This is a genomic window from Promicromonospora sp. Populi, from assembly GCF_041081105.1.
In the GTDB taxonomy this organism is placed as follows: Bacteria; Actinomycetota; Actinomycetes; order Actinomycetales; family Cellulomonadaceae; genus Promicromonospora.
Window position 1 is genome coordinate 4,457,711 of sequence record NZ_CP163528.1, and the last position, 16,441, is coordinate 4,474,151.

Annotated in this window: 12 protein-coding genes; 5 read left to right on the forward strand and 7 right to left on the reverse strand. The window is 71.1% G+C overall.

All coding sequences use genetic code 11. The features are described from left to right. Positions 1-112 precede the first annotated feature (112 nt). Both AB1046_RS20195 and AB1046_RS20200 read left to right on the forward strand, forming a co-directional pair. Positions 113-1,747, forward strand: coding sequence for a succinic semialdehyde dehydrogenase (locus AB1046_RS20195; protein WP_369371065.1), 1,635 nt, complete (start codon positions 113-115; stop codon positions 1,745-1,747). 85 nt (positions 1,748-1,832) lie between these two features. Next, positions 1,833-2,312, forward strand: coding sequence for a hotdog fold domain-containing protein (locus tag AB1046_RS20200; protein WP_369371066.1), 480 nt, complete (start codon positions 1,833-1,835; stop codon positions 2,310-2,312). Between the two features lie 7 nt (positions 2,313-2,319). On the opposite strand, the gene AB1046_RS20205 is transcribed toward AB1046_RS20200, so the two are convergent. The 5 genes from AB1046_RS20205 to AB1046_RS20225 all read right to left on the reverse strand — a co-directional run bounded on the left by AB1046_RS20205 (position 2,320) and on the right by AB1046_RS20225 (position 9,936). Continuing rightward, complete coding sequence (locus tag AB1046_RS20205) at positions 2,320-2,937, reverse strand: vancomycin high temperature exclusion protein (RefSeq protein WP_369371067.1); 618 nt, start codon at positions 2,935-2,937, stop codon at positions 2,320-2,322. A gap of 79 nt (positions 2,938-3,016) precedes the next feature. Then, entirely contained in the window at positions 3,017-3,928 is a 912-nt protein-coding gene (locus AB1046_RS20210; RefSeq protein WP_369371068.1) for a DUF4031 domain-containing protein, read from the reverse strand. Between the two features lie 71 nt (positions 3,929-3,999). Next, positions 4,000-5,259 (reverse strand): acetate/propionate family kinase, encoded by a 1,260-nt coding sequence (locus AB1046_RS20215; protein WP_369371069.1) that lies wholly within the window; start codon positions 5,257-5,259, stop codon positions 4,000-4,002. Further along, positions 5,256-7,427, reverse strand: a complete 2,172-nt coding sequence (gene pta / locus AB1046_RS20220; protein WP_369371070.1) for a phosphate acetyltransferase — start codon at positions 7,425-7,427, stop codon at positions 5,256-5,258. Before pta ends, AB1046_RS20215 begins: the two co-directional genes overlap by 4 nt. Positions 7,428-7,443: 16 nt before the next feature. Continuing rightward, entirely contained in the window at positions 7,444-9,936 is a 2,493-nt protein-coding gene (locus AB1046_RS20225) for a phosphoketolase (protein ID WP_369371071.1), read from the reverse strand. A gap of 135 nt (positions 9,937-10,071) precedes the next feature. Between AB1046_RS20225 and AB1046_RS20230 the strand changes: the two genes are divergently transcribed. Beyond that, positions 10,072-10,974: an SURF1 family protein gene (locus AB1046_RS20230; RefSeq protein ID WP_369371072.1), complete on the forward strand. Its 903-nt coding sequence runs from the start codon at positions 10,072-10,074 to the stop codon at positions 10,972-10,974. Between the two features lie 75 nt (positions 10,975-11,049). On the opposite strand, the gene AB1046_RS20235 is transcribed toward AB1046_RS20230, so the two are convergent. Together AB1046_RS20235 and AB1046_RS20240 are read right to left on the reverse strand one after the other, a co-directional pair. Further along, positions 11,050-12,231, reverse strand: a complete 1,182-nt coding sequence (locus AB1046_RS20235) for a MalY/PatB family protein (protein WP_369371073.1) — start codon at positions 12,229-12,231, stop codon at positions 11,050-11,052. Positions 12,232-12,287: 56 nt separating this feature from the next. Then, complete coding sequence (locus tag AB1046_RS20240) at positions 12,288-12,695, reverse strand: DUF3817 domain-containing protein (RefSeq protein ID WP_369371074.1); 408 nt, start codon at positions 12,693-12,695, stop codon at positions 12,288-12,290. 104 nt (positions 12,696-12,799) lie between these two features. On the opposite strand from AB1046_RS20240, the gene AB1046_RS20245 reads away from it, so the two are divergent. After that, complete coding sequence (locus AB1046_RS20245) at positions 12,800-14,653, forward strand: ABC transporter ATP-binding protein (RefSeq protein WP_369371075.1); 1,854 nt, start codon at positions 12,800-12,802, stop codon at positions 14,651-14,653. Continuing rightward, positions 14,650-16,395: an ABC transporter ATP-binding protein gene (locus AB1046_RS20250; RefSeq protein WP_369371076.1), complete on the forward strand. Its 1,746-nt coding sequence runs from the start codon at positions 14,650-14,652 to the stop codon at positions 16,393-16,395. The genes AB1046_RS20245 and AB1046_RS20250 overlap by 4 nt, the downstream gene beginning before the upstream one ends. Positions 16,396-16,441 lie beyond the last annotated feature (46 nt).

Sequence of the window (16,441 nt, forward strand, 5' to 3'; positions counted from 1 at the left end):
CCGTCGAGGCCTGCCAGCAAGCCCGTTACCAGCCCCGACAGACTCTCCCTGAAAGTCAGTTTCACACACCTATCGATACGTGGTGCAGGGTTTTGCGCGTAGGGTGACCGCCATGATCGACGACGCAGCAGCCGACGCAGCGGCTAGTGGTGCGGTCGGCGGAGTGCTCGACCCTGAGCTTCCGCAGGGGACTTTTGTCCTTGAGCCAGGGGTGATGGCCCCGCTCGTGGCTCGGATCGCTACCTCTGAGGGATCCGGTACGCACCGGTCCATGTGCCCGTTCACGGGTGCTCCGCTCGTGACCTTCCCGATCTCCTCGGCCGACGACGTCGCCGCGTGCACCGTCCGGGCGCGCCTGGCGCAGCGCGGCTGGGCGCGGCTCTCGGTGCGCGACCGCGCCGGCGTCCTGCTGCGACTCGGCCGGATCGTGCTGGAGCGGCAGTCCGAGGCGCTCGACCTGATCCAGCTCGAGACCGGCAAGGCGCGCCGCGCGGCCTTCGAGGAGATCGCGGACGTCGCCCAGGTCGCCCGGCACTACGCCGTGCGTGGTGAGCGCTACCTCGGGTCCCGCCGGACCCGGGGCATGGTCCCGTTGCTCACCGGTGCACAGGTGCACCGCCGGCCCGTCGGCGTCGTCGGCGTGATCGCCTCGTGGAGCAACCCGTTGGTGCTCGCGCTCTCGGAGGCGCTGCCCGCGCTCCTGGCGGGTAACGCAGTAGTGCTCAAGCCCGACCCGCAGGCCACGCTCACCGCCCTGTGGGCGGCCGAGGCGCTGGACGACGCGGGCCTGCCTGCCGGGTTGTTCCAGGTGGTCGCGGGCGGTCCCGACGTGGGCGAGGCGCTGATCGAGCACGTGGACCACATCTCGTTCACCGGGTCCACAGCCACGGGACGCAAGGTCGCGTCGCGGGCGGGCCAACGGCTCATCGGCTCGATGCTCGCGCTGGGCGGCAAGAACCCGCTCTACGTGATGGAAGATGTCGACATTGATGCGGTAGTCCCCGGTATTGTGCGGGCCTGCTACTCGAACGCGGGTCAGTTGTGCGTGTCCGTCGAACGGCTGGTAGTGCACGAGGCGGTCGCCGACGAGTTCGTGGCGAAGTTCGTGCGCGCCGTACGGAACCTCCGCCTCGGGCCGGCTCTGGACTACTCGGCCGAGGTCGGCTCGCTCACCTCCGCCGCGCAGCTCGACAACGTGACCGCACACGTCGACGACGCCCTGGCCCGTGGGGCCCGAGTGCTCGCCGGCGGGGTGCACCGTGCCGACGTCGGCCCGTACTTCTATGCCCCTACCGTGCTCGACGACGTCCCGGCGCAGGCTGCGGTCGCACGCGAGGAGACCTTCGGGCCGGTTGTCACCATCACCCGTGTCGACTGCGACGAGGAGGCCATCGCCGTCATGAACGACACGGAGTACGGCCTGCACGCCGCAGTCTGGTCCCGGGACGTCGGCCGGGCGCGTCGGGTGGCCGCGCGGGTCGAGACGGGTTCGGTGGCGATCAACGACGGGTACTCGATCGCCTGGGGCTCCGTCTCCGCCCCGCTCGGCGGCTGGAAGGCCTCCGGCCTGGGCGGTCGGCACGGGACGGCATCGATCGACGGCCTCACGCGGCAGCAGACCGTCGTGACGTCCCGCGGCGCCCGGTTCGGGGCCACGCTCGACAACCTGTACGGCGTCGGCGGCGACACCCCGAGCCGCGTGCTCACCACTGCACTGGATGTGATGCGCAGACTGCGCATGGCGTGAGGCGAGGGCGCGGCGCCGCGTGTGGTGAAGGTGCCTCGCCGCGTGAAGTGAACGGTCGTCACTGAGCGCGGGTACGCTCGCCCGCATGACGACGCAGCTCCACGCCCTCTGGAAGTCCGCCAACTCGCTGCCGGTGATCGGCGGGCTGCTCGGGAAGCGGATCTTCACCGTTGCCTTCTCGATCAAGGCCCCTTACTTCGCCAGCATCGCCCCGCGCGTGGTCGACATGCGTCCGAACCACGGCGCCGTGGTCGTGCCCAACCGGCGGCGCAACCGCAACCACATCGGCACGGTGCACGCGATCGCCGTATGCAACGGGCTCGAGATGGCCATGGGCTGCCTCGCCGAGGCGACCGTGCCCGACAACAAGCGGTGGCTGCCGAAGGGCATGGAGGTCTCGTACCTCGCGAAGTCGACCGGCGACGTCACCTGCACCGCCGAGACGGACCAGGCGCAGTGGGACGGTGACGACCGGGACCTCCCGGTGCGGGTGCGTGGTGAGCTCGCCGACGGGACAGTGGTGGTCGAGGGCACGATCCACCTGTGGGTAACACCCAAGAAGTAGTGAGCTGTCAGCGGCGTCGGGGCAGGGAGCGGACCGCGGCCTTCCAGCTCGCGGGTAGTTCCCGCACGTGCCACCAGGCCCACCGCACCGGCTGCACGCTCTGGGCGCTCACACCCACCCCGACCGCGTCCAGCCCGGCCTCCACGCAGGAGTAGAGGGTGCGGCGCAGGTGATAGTCCTGCGTGACGACGACGGCGGTGCGCACGTCGAACAGGTCGTGGGCGCGGCGGCAGGTGGCCGTGGTGTTGAACCCCTCGCGGTCCAGCACGATGGCTTCGTCGGGGACGCCGAGATCGTTGTCCAGGAGCCACGCACGCATCGAGCCGGGCTCGTCGTACCGGGTGCCGTCGGCGTTGTCGTGCGCGTCGCCGCTCAGGATCACCGTGGGTGCGACGCCGGCGCGGTAGAGCGCGGCACCGCCCTCGACGCGGCGGCGCAGGTAGACCGACGGTGTGCCGTCGGAGCGAAGCCCGGCCCCGAGCACGATCACGGCGTCGACCTTGTCGACCTCGCTCGCGTCGCTCCGCACCCGGACATTTCCGGTGGCCTGGACGATCGCGACCGGGACGGTGAAAACAACGGCAAGCACGCCCGCGACGACCGCGGCGACCTTCAGGGGAGTCACGCCCGGAACGCTACCGTGCCGCGGTCAGTCGTGGCGCCGGCACGGCCCTCGGATCGGCGTCGTTGCGGCCCCGCGTGTTTCACGCGGCGAGGAGCGCCAGCTCATCGCGGAGGTTCGCCTCCGCCGCGTCCTGCCAGCGGGCCGCGCCCGGCGCGGTGCGGAACAGGGGACCGCCGGCCAGGAGCGTGCGGAGCACCTCGGACCGGCCGGCGCGGAACAGCGGGTCGGGCACCTCGCAGTACTCGGCGCGGACCTGGTGGGTGTACCGCGTGTAGACGCCCGCGCTGCCGCCCAGCACGGCCAGGTCGGCGTCGCTGACCAGCCCGCCGACGACGTCGTCGGACGCCGGATCGTGGTCCGCGGTGACCATGACCAGGCGCGCGATCTCGTCGATATCGCCGCCGGACACCCCCGTCCCGGCGAGCGGGCCGAGCAGCTCGGCGACGAGATCGGCCGAGCGTTGCTCGTCCTGCTGCGCGACGCCGTCGTGCACCGCGTCGTGGAACCACAGGGCGAGGCGGGCGCGCCAGAGCGCACGCTCGGAGACGCGGCTCTCGGCCGCGACGGCGTCCAGCGCATCCAGGGCCGCAGCCAGGTGCAGCGTCGTGTGGTAAACCCGGTGCGGCTCGCGCCAGCGGTCCACCAGGCCCTCGCCTGCAGCGCGGGCCAGGCCCGGGTCGGCCCACAGGCCGTCCCAGCGGGTCAGGAGCGCCGCCCGCTTGGCGCGGTTCCGCTCGGCGCCCGAGACGCGCAGGCCCGACGACGCCAGACGCCGAGCCAGGTCGCCGCCGTCGACCGGCACCGCGCCCGCCGCGACCAGCGCGTCGTACCGTTCGGCCGGGACGTCGTAGTGGTCGAGGTCGAGCGCGCGGTCGCGCACCTGTGCCGCGCGGGCGAAGAGGCGCAGCTCCTGCAGCGACCCGTCCGAGACCAGGTGGGAGAACAGGGTCCCGTGCGCGGGCCACGCCGGCGGGTCGATGAAAAGCGTCACGAAAGGAGGCTACGCCGAGTCAGTCGGGTGGTCCGACCAGGCCACTGACCCGAGGATGCTCAGCCGCCGAGTCAGTCGCCTGGTCGTGCGGCTGACCCAGCCGGTCGTGCGACAGACTCAGCGACCCGAGCCGCCTGCCGGGCGATCGCCAGCTCCTCGTTGGTCGGCACGACCATGACCAGCGGGGACTCGTCCCCCGAACCCGCCGAGATCACCCGCGCCTCGTGCGACCGCGCCTCGTTCGCCGCCGGGTCGATCGTGAGCCCCAGGAACCTCAGGTCACGGAGCACCCCCGAGCGAATCCGGTGGTCGTTCTCGCCCACCCCCGCCGTGAACGTCAGCACGTCGATCCCGCCCAGCACGGCCGCGTACGCGCCCACGTACTTGCGCAGCCGGTGCAGGTACACCTCCAGCGCCAACCCCGCGTCGCGATCACCCGATTCCACAAGCTTGCGCAGCTCGCGCATGTCACCCACCCCGGACAGACCCAGCAGGCCGGAACGCTTGTTGAGCAGCGTGTCGACGTCGGCTCCCGACATCCCTCCGCGCATCAGATGGAAGACGACGCCCGGGTCCACGTCTCCCGAACGGGTGCCCATCACGAGGCCCTCCAACGGCGTCAGCCCCATCGACGTATCGACCGGCTGCCCACCCAGCACCGCCGACGCCGACGCGCCGTTGCCCAGGTGCAGCACGACCTGCCGGAGCGTGTCGGGCGAGCGGCCCTCGGCCGCCAGCTTTGCGACGACGGCCGGGTGCGCGGCCACCACAGAAGACACGTACTGGTGCGACGTGCCGTGGAAGCCGTACCGCCGCACGCCATGCTCGGCGGCGACTTTCCGGTCCAGCGCGTACGTGGACGCGGCCGGCGGGAGCGTGGCGAAGAACGCGGTGTCGAACACGGCGACGTGCGGCAGGTCCGGCAGCAGCTTGCGTGCCACTTCCATGCCCGTCACGGCCGCCGGGTTGTGCAGCGGGGCCAGCGGGATGAGGTCGCGCACGGCCTCCAGGACATCGTCGTCGACCAGGGTGGGTGTGGTGAACACGGCTCCGCCGTGGACCACGCGATGCCCGACGGCGGCGATGCCCGCCTCGGCCAGCGGCGGACCCACCTCGTCGAACAGGTCCAGCACGAGCCGTAGGGCCGCGCCGTGGTCCGGAACCGGAAGGTCGCGGTGTGTCTCGGACTCGCCGAACCTGTGCGTCGTGGAACCGGCGGACTCGCCGATCCGCTCCACGATGCCGCCGGCCACCGCCTCACCCGAGGCAGGGTCGACGAGCTGGTACTTCAGCGAGGAGGAGCCGGAGTTCAGGACGAGGACGGTGCTCATGCGGACTCCTTGGTCTCGACAGGCTCGACCCGCGAGGTGTCAGGCTCGGCCTGCAGATCCTCCGAAGCGGTCTGCGCCTGGATCGCAGTGATCGCCACCGTGTTCACTATGTCCTGGACCAGCGCGCCGCGGGACAGGTCGTTCACCGGCTTGTTCAGGCCCTGCAGCACCGGCCCGACGGCGACCGCGCCCGCCGACCGCTGCACCGCCTTGTACGTGTTGTTGCCCGTGTTCAGGTCGGGGAAGATGAACACCGTGGCCCGCCCCGCTACGTCGGACTCCGGCAGCTTGGATGCCGCGACCGATGCGTCCACGGCGGCGTCGTACTGGATGGGGCCTTCGACGTCGAGCTCGATCTTGGCCTGCGCGATGCGCTCGCGGACCAGCTCCGTGGCGGTGCGCACCTTGTCGACGTCGGCGCCCGTGCCGGACGTGCCGGTGGAGTAGGAGAGCATCGCGATCCGCGGTTCGACGCCGAACTGCCGGGCGGTGGCCGCCGACGAGACCGCGATGTCGGCGAGCTCCTCCGACGTCGGGTCGGGGATCACCGCGCAGTCGCCGTAGACGAGGACCCGGTCCTCCAGGCACATGAAGAAGACCGACGACACGGACGACGTGCCGGGCTTGGTCTTGATGATCTCGAACGACGGCCGGATGGTGTGGGCCGTCGAGTGGGCCGCGCCCGAGACCATGCCGTCCGCGAGGCCGAGGTGCACCATCATCGTGCCGAAGTAGGAGACGTCGGTGACTATCTCGCGCGCCCGCTCCACCGTCATGCCCTTGTGGGCGCGCAGCCGCGTGTACTCGTCCGAGAACTTCTCGACGTGCTCGGGATCGTGCGTCGACAGCACGCGGGCCGCCGCGATGTTGAGGCCCAGCTCGGCGGCGCGAGCGCGGACCGGTTCCTCCTCGCCCAGGATCGTCAGTTCCGCGATCTGCCGGGCCAGCACTGTCGAGGCCGCGCGCAGGATCCGGTCGTCGTTGCCCTCCGGGAGCACTATGTGCCGGCGGTCGGCGCGGGCCCGCTCGATGAGCTGGTACTCGAACATCAGCGGCGTGACGACCTGCGGCCGCGGCAGGTCGAGGCGGGCGGCCAGCGCGGCGGAGTCCACGTTGGTCTCGAACAGCGCGCGGGCGATCTCGATCTTGCGCACCGCGTCCTTGTCCACGCGGCCGCGGGTCTCCGCGGCCTCGCGGGCCGCGCGGTAGGTGCCCAGGCCGGTGGTGATGATCGGCAGCTTGGGCCGCATCGCCTCCAGCAGCTCCGCCGGGCGGCCCTGCGGGTAGAACCCGCCGTTCAGGATGATCCCGGCCAGGGACGGGAACGACGGCGTCATGTGCGTCGCGAGCAGGCCGATGAGCAGGTCGATGCGGTCACCAGGGGTGATGACGACGGCGCCGTCGACCAACCGCTCCAGCAGGTGCTCGAAGCTCATGGCGCCCACCTGCACGTCGAGCGCCTCGCGCCCCAGCAGCTCAGGATCACCCAGCACAAGCTTGCCGCCCACCGCCTCCAGGAGCTGCCCCACCGTCGGGGCCTGCAGGAACGGCTCCTCGGGGATGGTCCACACCGGCACGTCGGGCTGGGCCGTGGCCAGCAGCGCCCGCACGTCCGCGGCGCCGTCCGGGTCGGCCCGGTTCACGACCAGGCCGACCGCCTGTGCGTGGTGGGCCGCCAGCTCCGCGAGGCTCACGTCGGCCAGGGCGCGCACATCCTCCGGTGTGCGCTCGCGGCCAGAGACCACGAGCAGCACGGGCGCGCCCAGGTTTGCCGCGATGCGGGCGTTGAACGAGAGCTCGGTGGGGCCGGCGACGTCGGTGTAGTCGGTGCCGAGCACCACCACCGAGTCGCAGCGCGCTGCCAGGTCGTGGAACCGCGACACGATGCGGCTCAGCGCGTCCTCCGGGTCGGCGTGCAGGTCCGCGTAGGTCACGCCGATGGCCTCGTCGTACCCGATGTCGGCGCCGTCGTGCTCCAGGAGAAGCTCCAGGACGTGGTCGCGCTCGCCGCTGGTGTCCTCGGCCTCGCTCGCGCGCGAGACCGGCCGGAACACCCCGACCCGCTGGCCCTTGCGGACGAGCAGGTCGAGGACGCCCAGCGCGACCGTCGACTTTCCGCTCTCGCCCTCGGGGGATGCAATGACGATGCTGCGGGTTGCGCCGGTCAAGTTCAGCTCCGTGGTTCTATTCGTTGTCTCCGCCGGTGTCGAGCGTAGCCGCGACTACCTGAGACTCGGTACCGCTCTCGCGTGCTCCCGGCCAGACCCAGTCGCGCACCTCCGGGATGTCGTCGCCGTGCTCGCGCGTCCAGGCCCGGGCGCGCAGGCGCGCGTCCTGCATCCGCTGGCGCAGCCCGGCCTGCGCGCTGCCGAGGGACGGCACCCGGTCGATGACGTCGATCACCAGGTGGTACCGGTCCAGGTCGTTGAGCATGACCATGTCGAACGGCGTCGTCGTCGTGCCCTCCTCCTTGTAGCCGCGCACGTGCCATTCCGTGTGGCCCGCGCGGCGGTAGGTGAGGCGGTGGATGAGCCATGGGTAGCCGTGGTACGCGAACACGACCGGCCGGTGGTTCGTGAACAGGCCGTCGAACTCGGTGTCCGTCAGGCCGTGGGGGTGCTCCTTCGCGTCCTGCAGGCGCATCAGGTCGACGACGTTCACGACGCGCACCTTCAGGTCCGGCAGCTCGCGGCGCAGGATGTCCGCCGCGGCGAGCACCTCCATCGTCGGCACGTCGCCGGCGCAGCCCAGGACGACGTCGGGCTGCTCGCCCGCCACCTCCGTGCCCGCCCACTCCCAGATGCCGAGCCCGCGTGTGCAGTGCTCGATCGCCGTCGCCATGTCGAGGTAGTTCGGCGCCGGCTGCTTGCCCGCGACCACGACGTTCACGTACTGCCGGCTGCGCAGGCAGTGGTCGTAGGTGGACAGCAGCGTGTTGGCGTCCGGCGGGAGGTACACCCGCACGATCTCGGCCTTCTTGTTCACCACGTGGTCGATGAACCCGGGGTCCTGGTGGCTGAACCCGTTGTGGTCCTGCCGCCACACGTGGCTGGACAGCAGGTAGTTCAGCGACGCGATCGGCCGCCGCCACGGGATGTGGTTGGTGACCTTGAGCCACTTGGCGTGCTGGTTGAACATCGAGTCGACGATGTGGATGAACGCCTCGTAGCTCGTCAGCAGCCCGTGCCGGCCGGTCAGCAGGTAACCCTCCAGCCAGCCCTGCACCTGGTGCTCGCTGAGCATCTCCATGACGCGGCCTGCGCGGGCCATGTGGTCGTCCACCTCCGGCCCGATGTACTCGGCGTTCCACTGCTTGTCCGTCGCCTCGTACACGGCCTGCAGGCGGTTCGACGCCGTCTCGTCCGGGCCGAAGATGCGGAAGTTGCTCGGGTTCAGCCGGATCACGTCGGTGAGCCACTCGCCCAGCACGCGCGGCGCCTCGGACGCCGTCGCCCCGGGGGCCGGGACGTCCACCGCGTATTCGCGGAAGTCCGGCAGCCGCAGGTCCTTGAGCAGCAGCCCGCCGTTGGCGTGCGGGGTGGCGCTCATCCGCAGCTCGCCCTCCGGCGCCAGCTGGGTGATCTTCGGCAGCACACGCCCGTCGTCGTCGAACAGCTCCTCCGGGCGGTAGGACTTGAGCCAGTTCTCGAGCACGGCCAGGTGCTCGGGTGTGTCCCGGGCGTTCGCGAGCGGCACCTGGTGCGCGCGCCACGAACCCGTCGTCTTCTTGCCGTCGATCTCCGCCGGGCCGCTCCAGCCCTTGGGGGTGCGGAACACGATCATCGGCCACACGGGCCGGCTGAGGTCTCCGGTGGCAGCCCGCGCCTTGATCGCGGCGATCTCGTCGAGCACCTCGTCGAGCAGTGCCGCGAACCGGCGATGCGTGTCGATGGGCGGCTCGGCCTCGTCGTACCCGCCGTCGAAGAAGTAGGGCTTGTGCCCGTAGCCGACCATGAGGTCGCGCAGCTCGTGCTGCGGGATGCGCGCCAGGACCGTCGGGTTGGCGATCTTGTAGCCGTTGAGGTGCAGGATCGGCAGCACCACGCCGTCCTGGGCCGGGTTGAGGAACTTGTTCGAGTGCCAGGACGTCGCCAGCGGGCCGGTCTCCGCCTCGCCGTCGCCCACGACTGCCGCGACCAGCAGGTCTGGGTTGTCGAAGGCCGCGCCGTAGGCGTGGCTCAGGGAGTAGCCGAGCTCGCCGCCCTCATGGATCGACCCCGGCGTCTCCGGCGCGACGTGGCTCGGGATACCGCCCGGGAACGAGAACTGCCGGAACAGGCGCTGCACGCCCTCCGTGTCCTGCGTGATGTCGCTGTAGATCTCGGAGTAGGTGCCGTCCAGGTACGCCGAGGCGACCAGGCCAGGCCCGCCGTGGCCCGGGCCCGTGACATAGACCGTCGGCTGCTGCCGCTCCTTGATGGCGCGGTTCAGGTGCGCGTACAGGAAGTTCAGGCCCGGCGTGGTGCCCCAGTGGCCCAGCAGGCGCGGCTTCACGTGGTCGGGGGTGAGGGGCTCGCGCAGGAGCGGGTTGTCAAGAAGGTAGATCTGGCCGACCGAGAGGTAGTTGGCGGCCCGCCACCACGCATGGATCCGCTCCAGGTCCGCGGGTTCCAGTCGGGCGACGCCGGTGGCGGGCCACGCGGTGGTCGGCGAGTCGGGGGCTGCTGTCGTGGTCATCGCTCACGCTCCTACTGCGAGTTACGTGCGGGATCTATGCCGGGTTGTCGCCTGTTCGGTTCGTCCGTCCCAACTTCATTCGAACGCAGAACCATTGGGTACGCGACATGTCCGCGGGCGGTTACCGTTGAGGCTATGCCTGTCAGCGCCCCCAGCACATCCACGCCGACGGCGCCCGACGCCGGTGCACCCCCCGCGCGCCGCACCTTCCTGCAGGTCGCCCGGCAACCCCGGATGATCGGCCTGCTGCTGGTGTTCGTGCTGGCCGCGTTCGTGTGCGGACGGCTCGGCGCCTGGCAGCTCGACCGGGCGTACGAGCGGGCGGAGCTCGCCGCGCAGCAGGAGGCGGCCGAGGCCGTCGCGGCGGGCCCCTCCTGGCTGGGCGATGTGCTCGCACCGCAGCAGAGCTTTCCCGGCGAGCTCGTGGGCCGCGAGGTCCGGGTGGTCGGCGAGTTCGAGCCCGCCGGCTCGCTGGTGGTTCCCGGCCGGGTCCTGGAGGAGCAGACCGGCTACCTCGTCCTGACTCCGTTCCGGGTGTCCGACGACGGCACGGGCGGCGAGTCCTGGGCCGACCTCTCCGGCGCCCCCGTGCTCGCGGTGGTCCGGGGCTGGGTCGCCGCCCCCGCCGACGCCGAGGCGCTCCCCCTGCCCGAGGGCGAGGTCACGCTGACGGGCTGGCTGCAGGTGGGGGAGTCGACGTCGGGCAGCGCCGCCGTGGTGGACGGGCAGACCGAGCAGATCGCGCTCAGCGCGCTCGTCAACGTGTGGGGCGGGCCGATCTACACGGGCTACCTCGTGGCGACGTCGGGCCCGGGCACCCCGGAGGACGGGGGAGTCGCGGCCCTGCCGCGCCCCACCATCGACGGCGGCACGGGCGCGAACCTGCAGAACATCTTCTACGCGCTGCAGTGGTGGGTGTTCGGGGGGTTCGCCGTGCTCCTGTGGATCCGCTTGGTCCGCGACGAGATGGCCGGCGGACGCCGGGGCGGCGCCCCCACGGACGCTGGAACTGGAATCGCTGGCCTCCCGGCGGGGTGACCTTCATTTCGAGCCCTAGGTTTCTCCCCTTTGAGGGGCCCGAAAGCGGAGAAACCTGGGGCTCAAAGAGGAGGGTCAGGCCTTGAGGGCCGCCCGTATCTGGGTGACCGCCTGCTCCAGGATTGGGCGGGGGAGGGCCGCATTCAGGCGGACGAAGCCTCGGCCCGCCTCGCCGCACTCCGCGCCGTCGACCAGGGCGACGCCCGCGTGCTCCAAGAAGTACGCGGAGGTGCCCGCCGGTCCGCGCGGCAGGTCGCCGGGCAGGTCGAGGTCCCGGCAGTCCAGCCAGGTCAGGTACGTCCCCTCGGGCGCGCGGTAGCCGATCCCCGTCCCGTCGAGCAGCTCGGCCAGCCGGGTGACGTTGCCGTGCAGGTAACCGAGGACGTCGTCCAGCCAGTCGCGGCCCGCCGTGTAGGCGACCTGGTTGGCCAGCGCCCCCAGGGTGGACGCGCCCTCCTCGATGCGGTCGGCCCCCGACTCGTTCCAGAGCTTCACGTCCGCGTCGTTGGACAGGACCACCTGCGCGCACTTCAGGCCGGGCAGGTTCCACGCCTTCGATGCGGACGTGCCGGTGACGGTGTGGCCCGCCGTCGTCTCGTTCAGGGACGCGTACGGGACGTGCCGGTGGCCCGGGTAGACCAACGCGGCGTGGATCTCGTCTGCGAAGACGCGCCCGCCGTGGCGGTCGACGACCTCGGCGACGGCCAGCATCTCGTCGGGCTCCAGGACCCGGCCGATCGGGTTGTGCGGGTTGCACAGCACCAGCAGGTCCCCGCCCGCGCGGAACGCGGCGTCGAGTGCGTCGAGGTCGTAGGTGTAGCGGCCGTCGCCGTCACGCTGCATGGGGACCTGGATGAGCTCGCGGCCCAGCTCGGCGGGCAGGGTCTGGAACGGCATGTACGACGGCGTGGGCACGATCACCGGCGAACCGGGACGCGAGAAGTGCCGGATGGTGTGCTCCAGCGCCGTGAGCACGTCGGAGACCGGACGCACCCGCGCCGGGTCCACCGACCAGGCGTAGCGGTCGGCGGCGAACTGCGTGTACGCCTCGGACATGCCCGTGATCAGGGGCCGGGGAAGGTAGCCCAGCAGGTTGCGGTCGACGGCGTCGTGCAGCGCGGCGGAGATCGGCGGCGCCACCGGGAAGTCCATCTCGGCGACCCAGGCCCCGATCGTGTCGGGGAAGCCCGTCCACTTGAGGCTGCCGTTCGCGCGGAGACGGTCGGCGGTCAGGGCGTCGAAAGCGTGGGCGTTCACGCCTGCATTGAACCAGGTGCCGGTCGCGTCCCGTCCGGGCGTCTCGGGCGTCCGAGTCAGGACAGGTAACGCTCTTCGAGCGCGGCGAGCTTCGCGTCGGCCTCACCGTGGATCTTCTTCTCCAGCACGAACGACATCACCGGGACCACACCGGCGAGCACCATCGTGATCAGGCGGCCGAAGCCCCAGCGCATCTTGGACCACAGGTCGGCGACGGTGACCAGGTACGCCACGTAGATCCAGCCGTGCGCGAACGGCACCCACGCGATGAACGGCATCACACCCTCGACGTCGGTCAGTGCGCCGAGGCCGTACTTGATGCCCAGCTCGACGCAGAGGATCAGCAGCATGACACCGGTCAGGATCGCCATGAAGCGGTAGCGGGCCATCGCGGCGCGCGCCTTGCGGATCGCGGCGGCGGCCGCCTCGGCGGAGATCTCGGGAGCGGTCTGCGGGGTACTCACAAGGATCGAGGATATGCCTTGTCGGGGATGGTATCGGCCGCACGGGTGGCGCTCGTGGGCCGCGCGTGGGCTGCAGGTCTGCCGCCGGGATAAAGCTTGGATCAATGTCAGTGGTCGTCCGTACGGTGGTTGTCGTGCGCACCCTCCCCTTTGCCGATCCCGGCACCCCGCCGCTGCGCGGGCCCCTCACCCTGCTCCTGTGGCTTGCCCGGAAGCAGGTCCGGGTGCTGCTCGTGGCCATCTTCTTCGGTGTGGTCGGATTCTCGTGCAGCGCCTTCCAGCCGTTCCTGGTGGGCCGGATCATCGACAGCGCGAGCGCGTCCGGCCTCGACCGCACCACGTTGACCTGGGCCGGCATCATGCTGGGCGTCGGCCTCGTCTTGATCGCCTCGAACACGATCGGGCACCGGTGGGACATCACGGCCTGGATGCACGCCGCATTCCGCACGTCCCAGCTGGTGACACGAACCGTGGCGCGGTCGGGGCACAACATCACCAAGGAGCTCCCCACCGGTGAGGTGGTGTCGTCGGTCGCCAACGACACGATGCGGATCGGCGAGGTCTTCGGCATCGCCGCGCAGACCATCGGCAGCGTCGTCACCTACGGCATCGTGGTCGTGCTGATGTTCGACCAGTCGGTCACGCTGGGGCTTGTCATCGCGCTCGGCCTGCCCGTGGTCGCCGCGATCCTCGCCCTGCTGGTCAAGCCGCTGCAGAAGCACCAGAAGAACCAGCGGGACGCGCAGGGGCGGCTCACGACGCTCGGCGCGGACACCGTCTCGGGCCTGCGGATCCTGCGCGGCATCGGCGGCGAGAAGGTCTTCACCGGCCGGTACCGGGCCCAGTCGCAGAAGGTCCGCCAGGCCGGTGTCGACGTCGCGGGCACGCAGTCGGTGCTGGACGCCCTGCAGGTCCTGCTGCCCGGGCTGTTCATCGCGCTGATCGTCTACCTCGGCGCGGCGGAGGCCATCGCCGGGCGGATCACCACGGGCCAGCTCGTCGCGTTCTACGGGTACGCGGCGTTCCTGTCGTGGCCGGTGCACCTGCTGGTGCAGTCGGTCAACGTAGTCACCAAGGCGCACGTCGCGGCGGGCAAGGTGGTCAAGGTGCTGCAGGTAGTGCCCGCCACGGGCGCCGAGCAGCCGACCGCGACCATGCCGCCGGCGGACGTCTCGCTGGTCGACGAGACGACGGGCGTCACGCTCCCGTCGGGCCGGGTAGTCGCGCTGGTCAGCGCGGACCCGGACGAGTCGGCGCAGGTAGCGATCCGGATGGGCCGGTTCGACGACGAGGCGGAGACCGGCACCCCGGTCCTGCTCGGCGGCGTCCGGTTGAGCGATCTCGACAAGTACGAGCTGCGGGACCGGATAGTGGTCGCGGACGCGACCCCCTCCCTGTTCTCTGGCCGGCTCGCGGGCGAGCTCGACGTGCGGGACTCCGCGACCGCGGAAGCGCTCCTGCGTGCCATGCACATCGCCGACGCGCACGACGTGCTGGAGTCGCTGCCGGACGGCATCGAGGGCGAGATCCCGGAGAAGGGGCGCTCATTGTCCGGTGGGCAGCGGCAGCGGGTGGCGCTCGCCCGGGCGCTGCTCACCGATCCCGAGATCCTGGTGCTGATCGAGCCCACCTCGGCGGTCGATGCCCACACCGAGGCGCGCATCGCGCAGCGGCTCACCGAGTGGCGCAAGGGCAGGACCACCCTGATCGTCACCGCGAGCCCGCTCGTGCTCGACCACGTGGACGACGTGATCTTCCTGGACAAGGGGAGCGTGGTCACGCACGGGACACACCGCGAGCTGCTGGACCTGCCCACGAACGCCGAGGGCGGGCGCGAGGCAGCCCGCTACCGGCGGGTGGTGGGCCGCTCGCTGGACGACGACCTCGACCCAGGGCTGGACAACGAGCTCGACGAGCTGCTGGCCGCAACCAACGCACAGGAAGGAGGTACGGCATGAGCACGGGAAAGATCCTGCCGATCGCCGACGCCGCCGAGACCTGGCGGTACACGCGAAGGCTGCTCGGGCGGCACAAGGCGCCCCTGGTCGTCATCACGGTGGCGAACACGGTGGCGGCGCTGGCCGGCCTGGTCGGCCCGTTCGTGCTGGGCAAGCTGGTCGACGCCGTCACCGAGGGCACCACGCTCGACGTGGCGCGGAACCTGGTGCTCGTGGCCGTCGCCGCGATCCTGGTGCAGACGCTGATCACCCGGATCGCGCAGCGCCGCGCCATGATCTTCGGCGAGACGGTGTTCGCCGACATTCGCGAGGAGTTCATCGACACCATCACGGCCCTGCCGCTGTCCACGGTGGAGACCGCCGGGACCGGCGATCTCATCGCACGCACCACACGCGACGTCAGCCGCATCCAGAACGCGGTCCGCTTCGGCGTGCCGCGGCTGGTGATCGCGGTGGTGACGCTCGTGCTGACCGCCGTGATGAGCCTTGTGGTGGCGCCGCTGGTGGCGATCGCGATGTTCATCGGCGTGCCGCTGCTCATCGTGGTGGCTCGCTGGTACCTGAAACGGGCTACACCCGCCTACCAGCGGGAGTCGGCGGCATACGCGCAGCTCGACGGCACGGTCACCGAGTCCGTCGAGGGCGCACGCACCATCGACGCGCTCAAGATCGGCCGGCGTCGCACCGCACGCGGCGACGATGACCTGCACGAGGCGTTCCAGGCCGAGCGCGGGACGCTGAACCTGCGGTCCGTGCTGTTCCCGGGTGTCGACTTCGCATTCATGGTCGCGCCGCTCTCGGTGCTCCTGTGGGGCGGGTTCCTGGCCTCCGAGGGCACCGTGACCATCGGCATGGTCGCCACCATCGTCATGTACACGTACCAGCTGCAGGGCCCGGTCTGGGAGCTCATCTTCTGGCTGGACGAGATCCAGGTGGCCGCCACGTCGCTGTCCCGCATCATCGGAATCCGGCTCGTGCCGATGGACCGCACCGCGGGCGACGCCGTGCCAAGCGACGAGGAGGTGCGCGGTGCCGACGTGCGTTATGCGTACCGCGAGGGCACGGACGTGCTGCACGGCATCGACCTCGACCTGAGGGTGGGGGAGCGGCTGGCCGTCGTCGGGCCGTCGGGCTCCGGAAAGTCCACCCTCGGCCGCATGCTGGCCGGCATCCACCCGCCCACCGGCGGCACGGTGAAGGTCGGCGGCGTGCCGCTGGTGGACCTGCCGCTGGCGGACCTGCGCAAGCACGTGGCGCTCGTGACCCAGGAGCACCACGTGTTTGTGGGATCGCTGGCGGAGAACCTGCGGCTCGCCAAGATCGAGGCGGACGACGCGGAGCTGCTGGACGCCCTGCGCGCCGTGGACGCGCACGGCTGGGTGGAGGCGCTCGACGACGGCCTGGCCACGGAGGTCGGCTCCGGTGGGTACAAGCTCACGCCGGCGCAGGCGCAGCAAGTCGCCCTCGCGCGGCTCGTGCTGCTCGACCCGCACACGCTCGTCCTCGACGAGGCGACCTCCTTGCTCGACCCGCGCGCGGCCCGGCACCTGGAGCGCTCGCTCAACGCGGTGCTCGAGGGGCGCACGGTGGTCGCCATCGCGCACCGCTTGCACACGGCGCACGACGCCGACCGCGTGGCGGTGCTCGACGGCGGCCGAATCACGGAGATCGGCCCGCACGACGACCTGGTCGCGGCGGGCGGCGACTACGCGAAGCTCTGGCACAGCTGGCAGCACGAGTAGTTCGGCACGCGGCGGTCGGTGGCGGCTGGCACACGGCGGGTTCGGC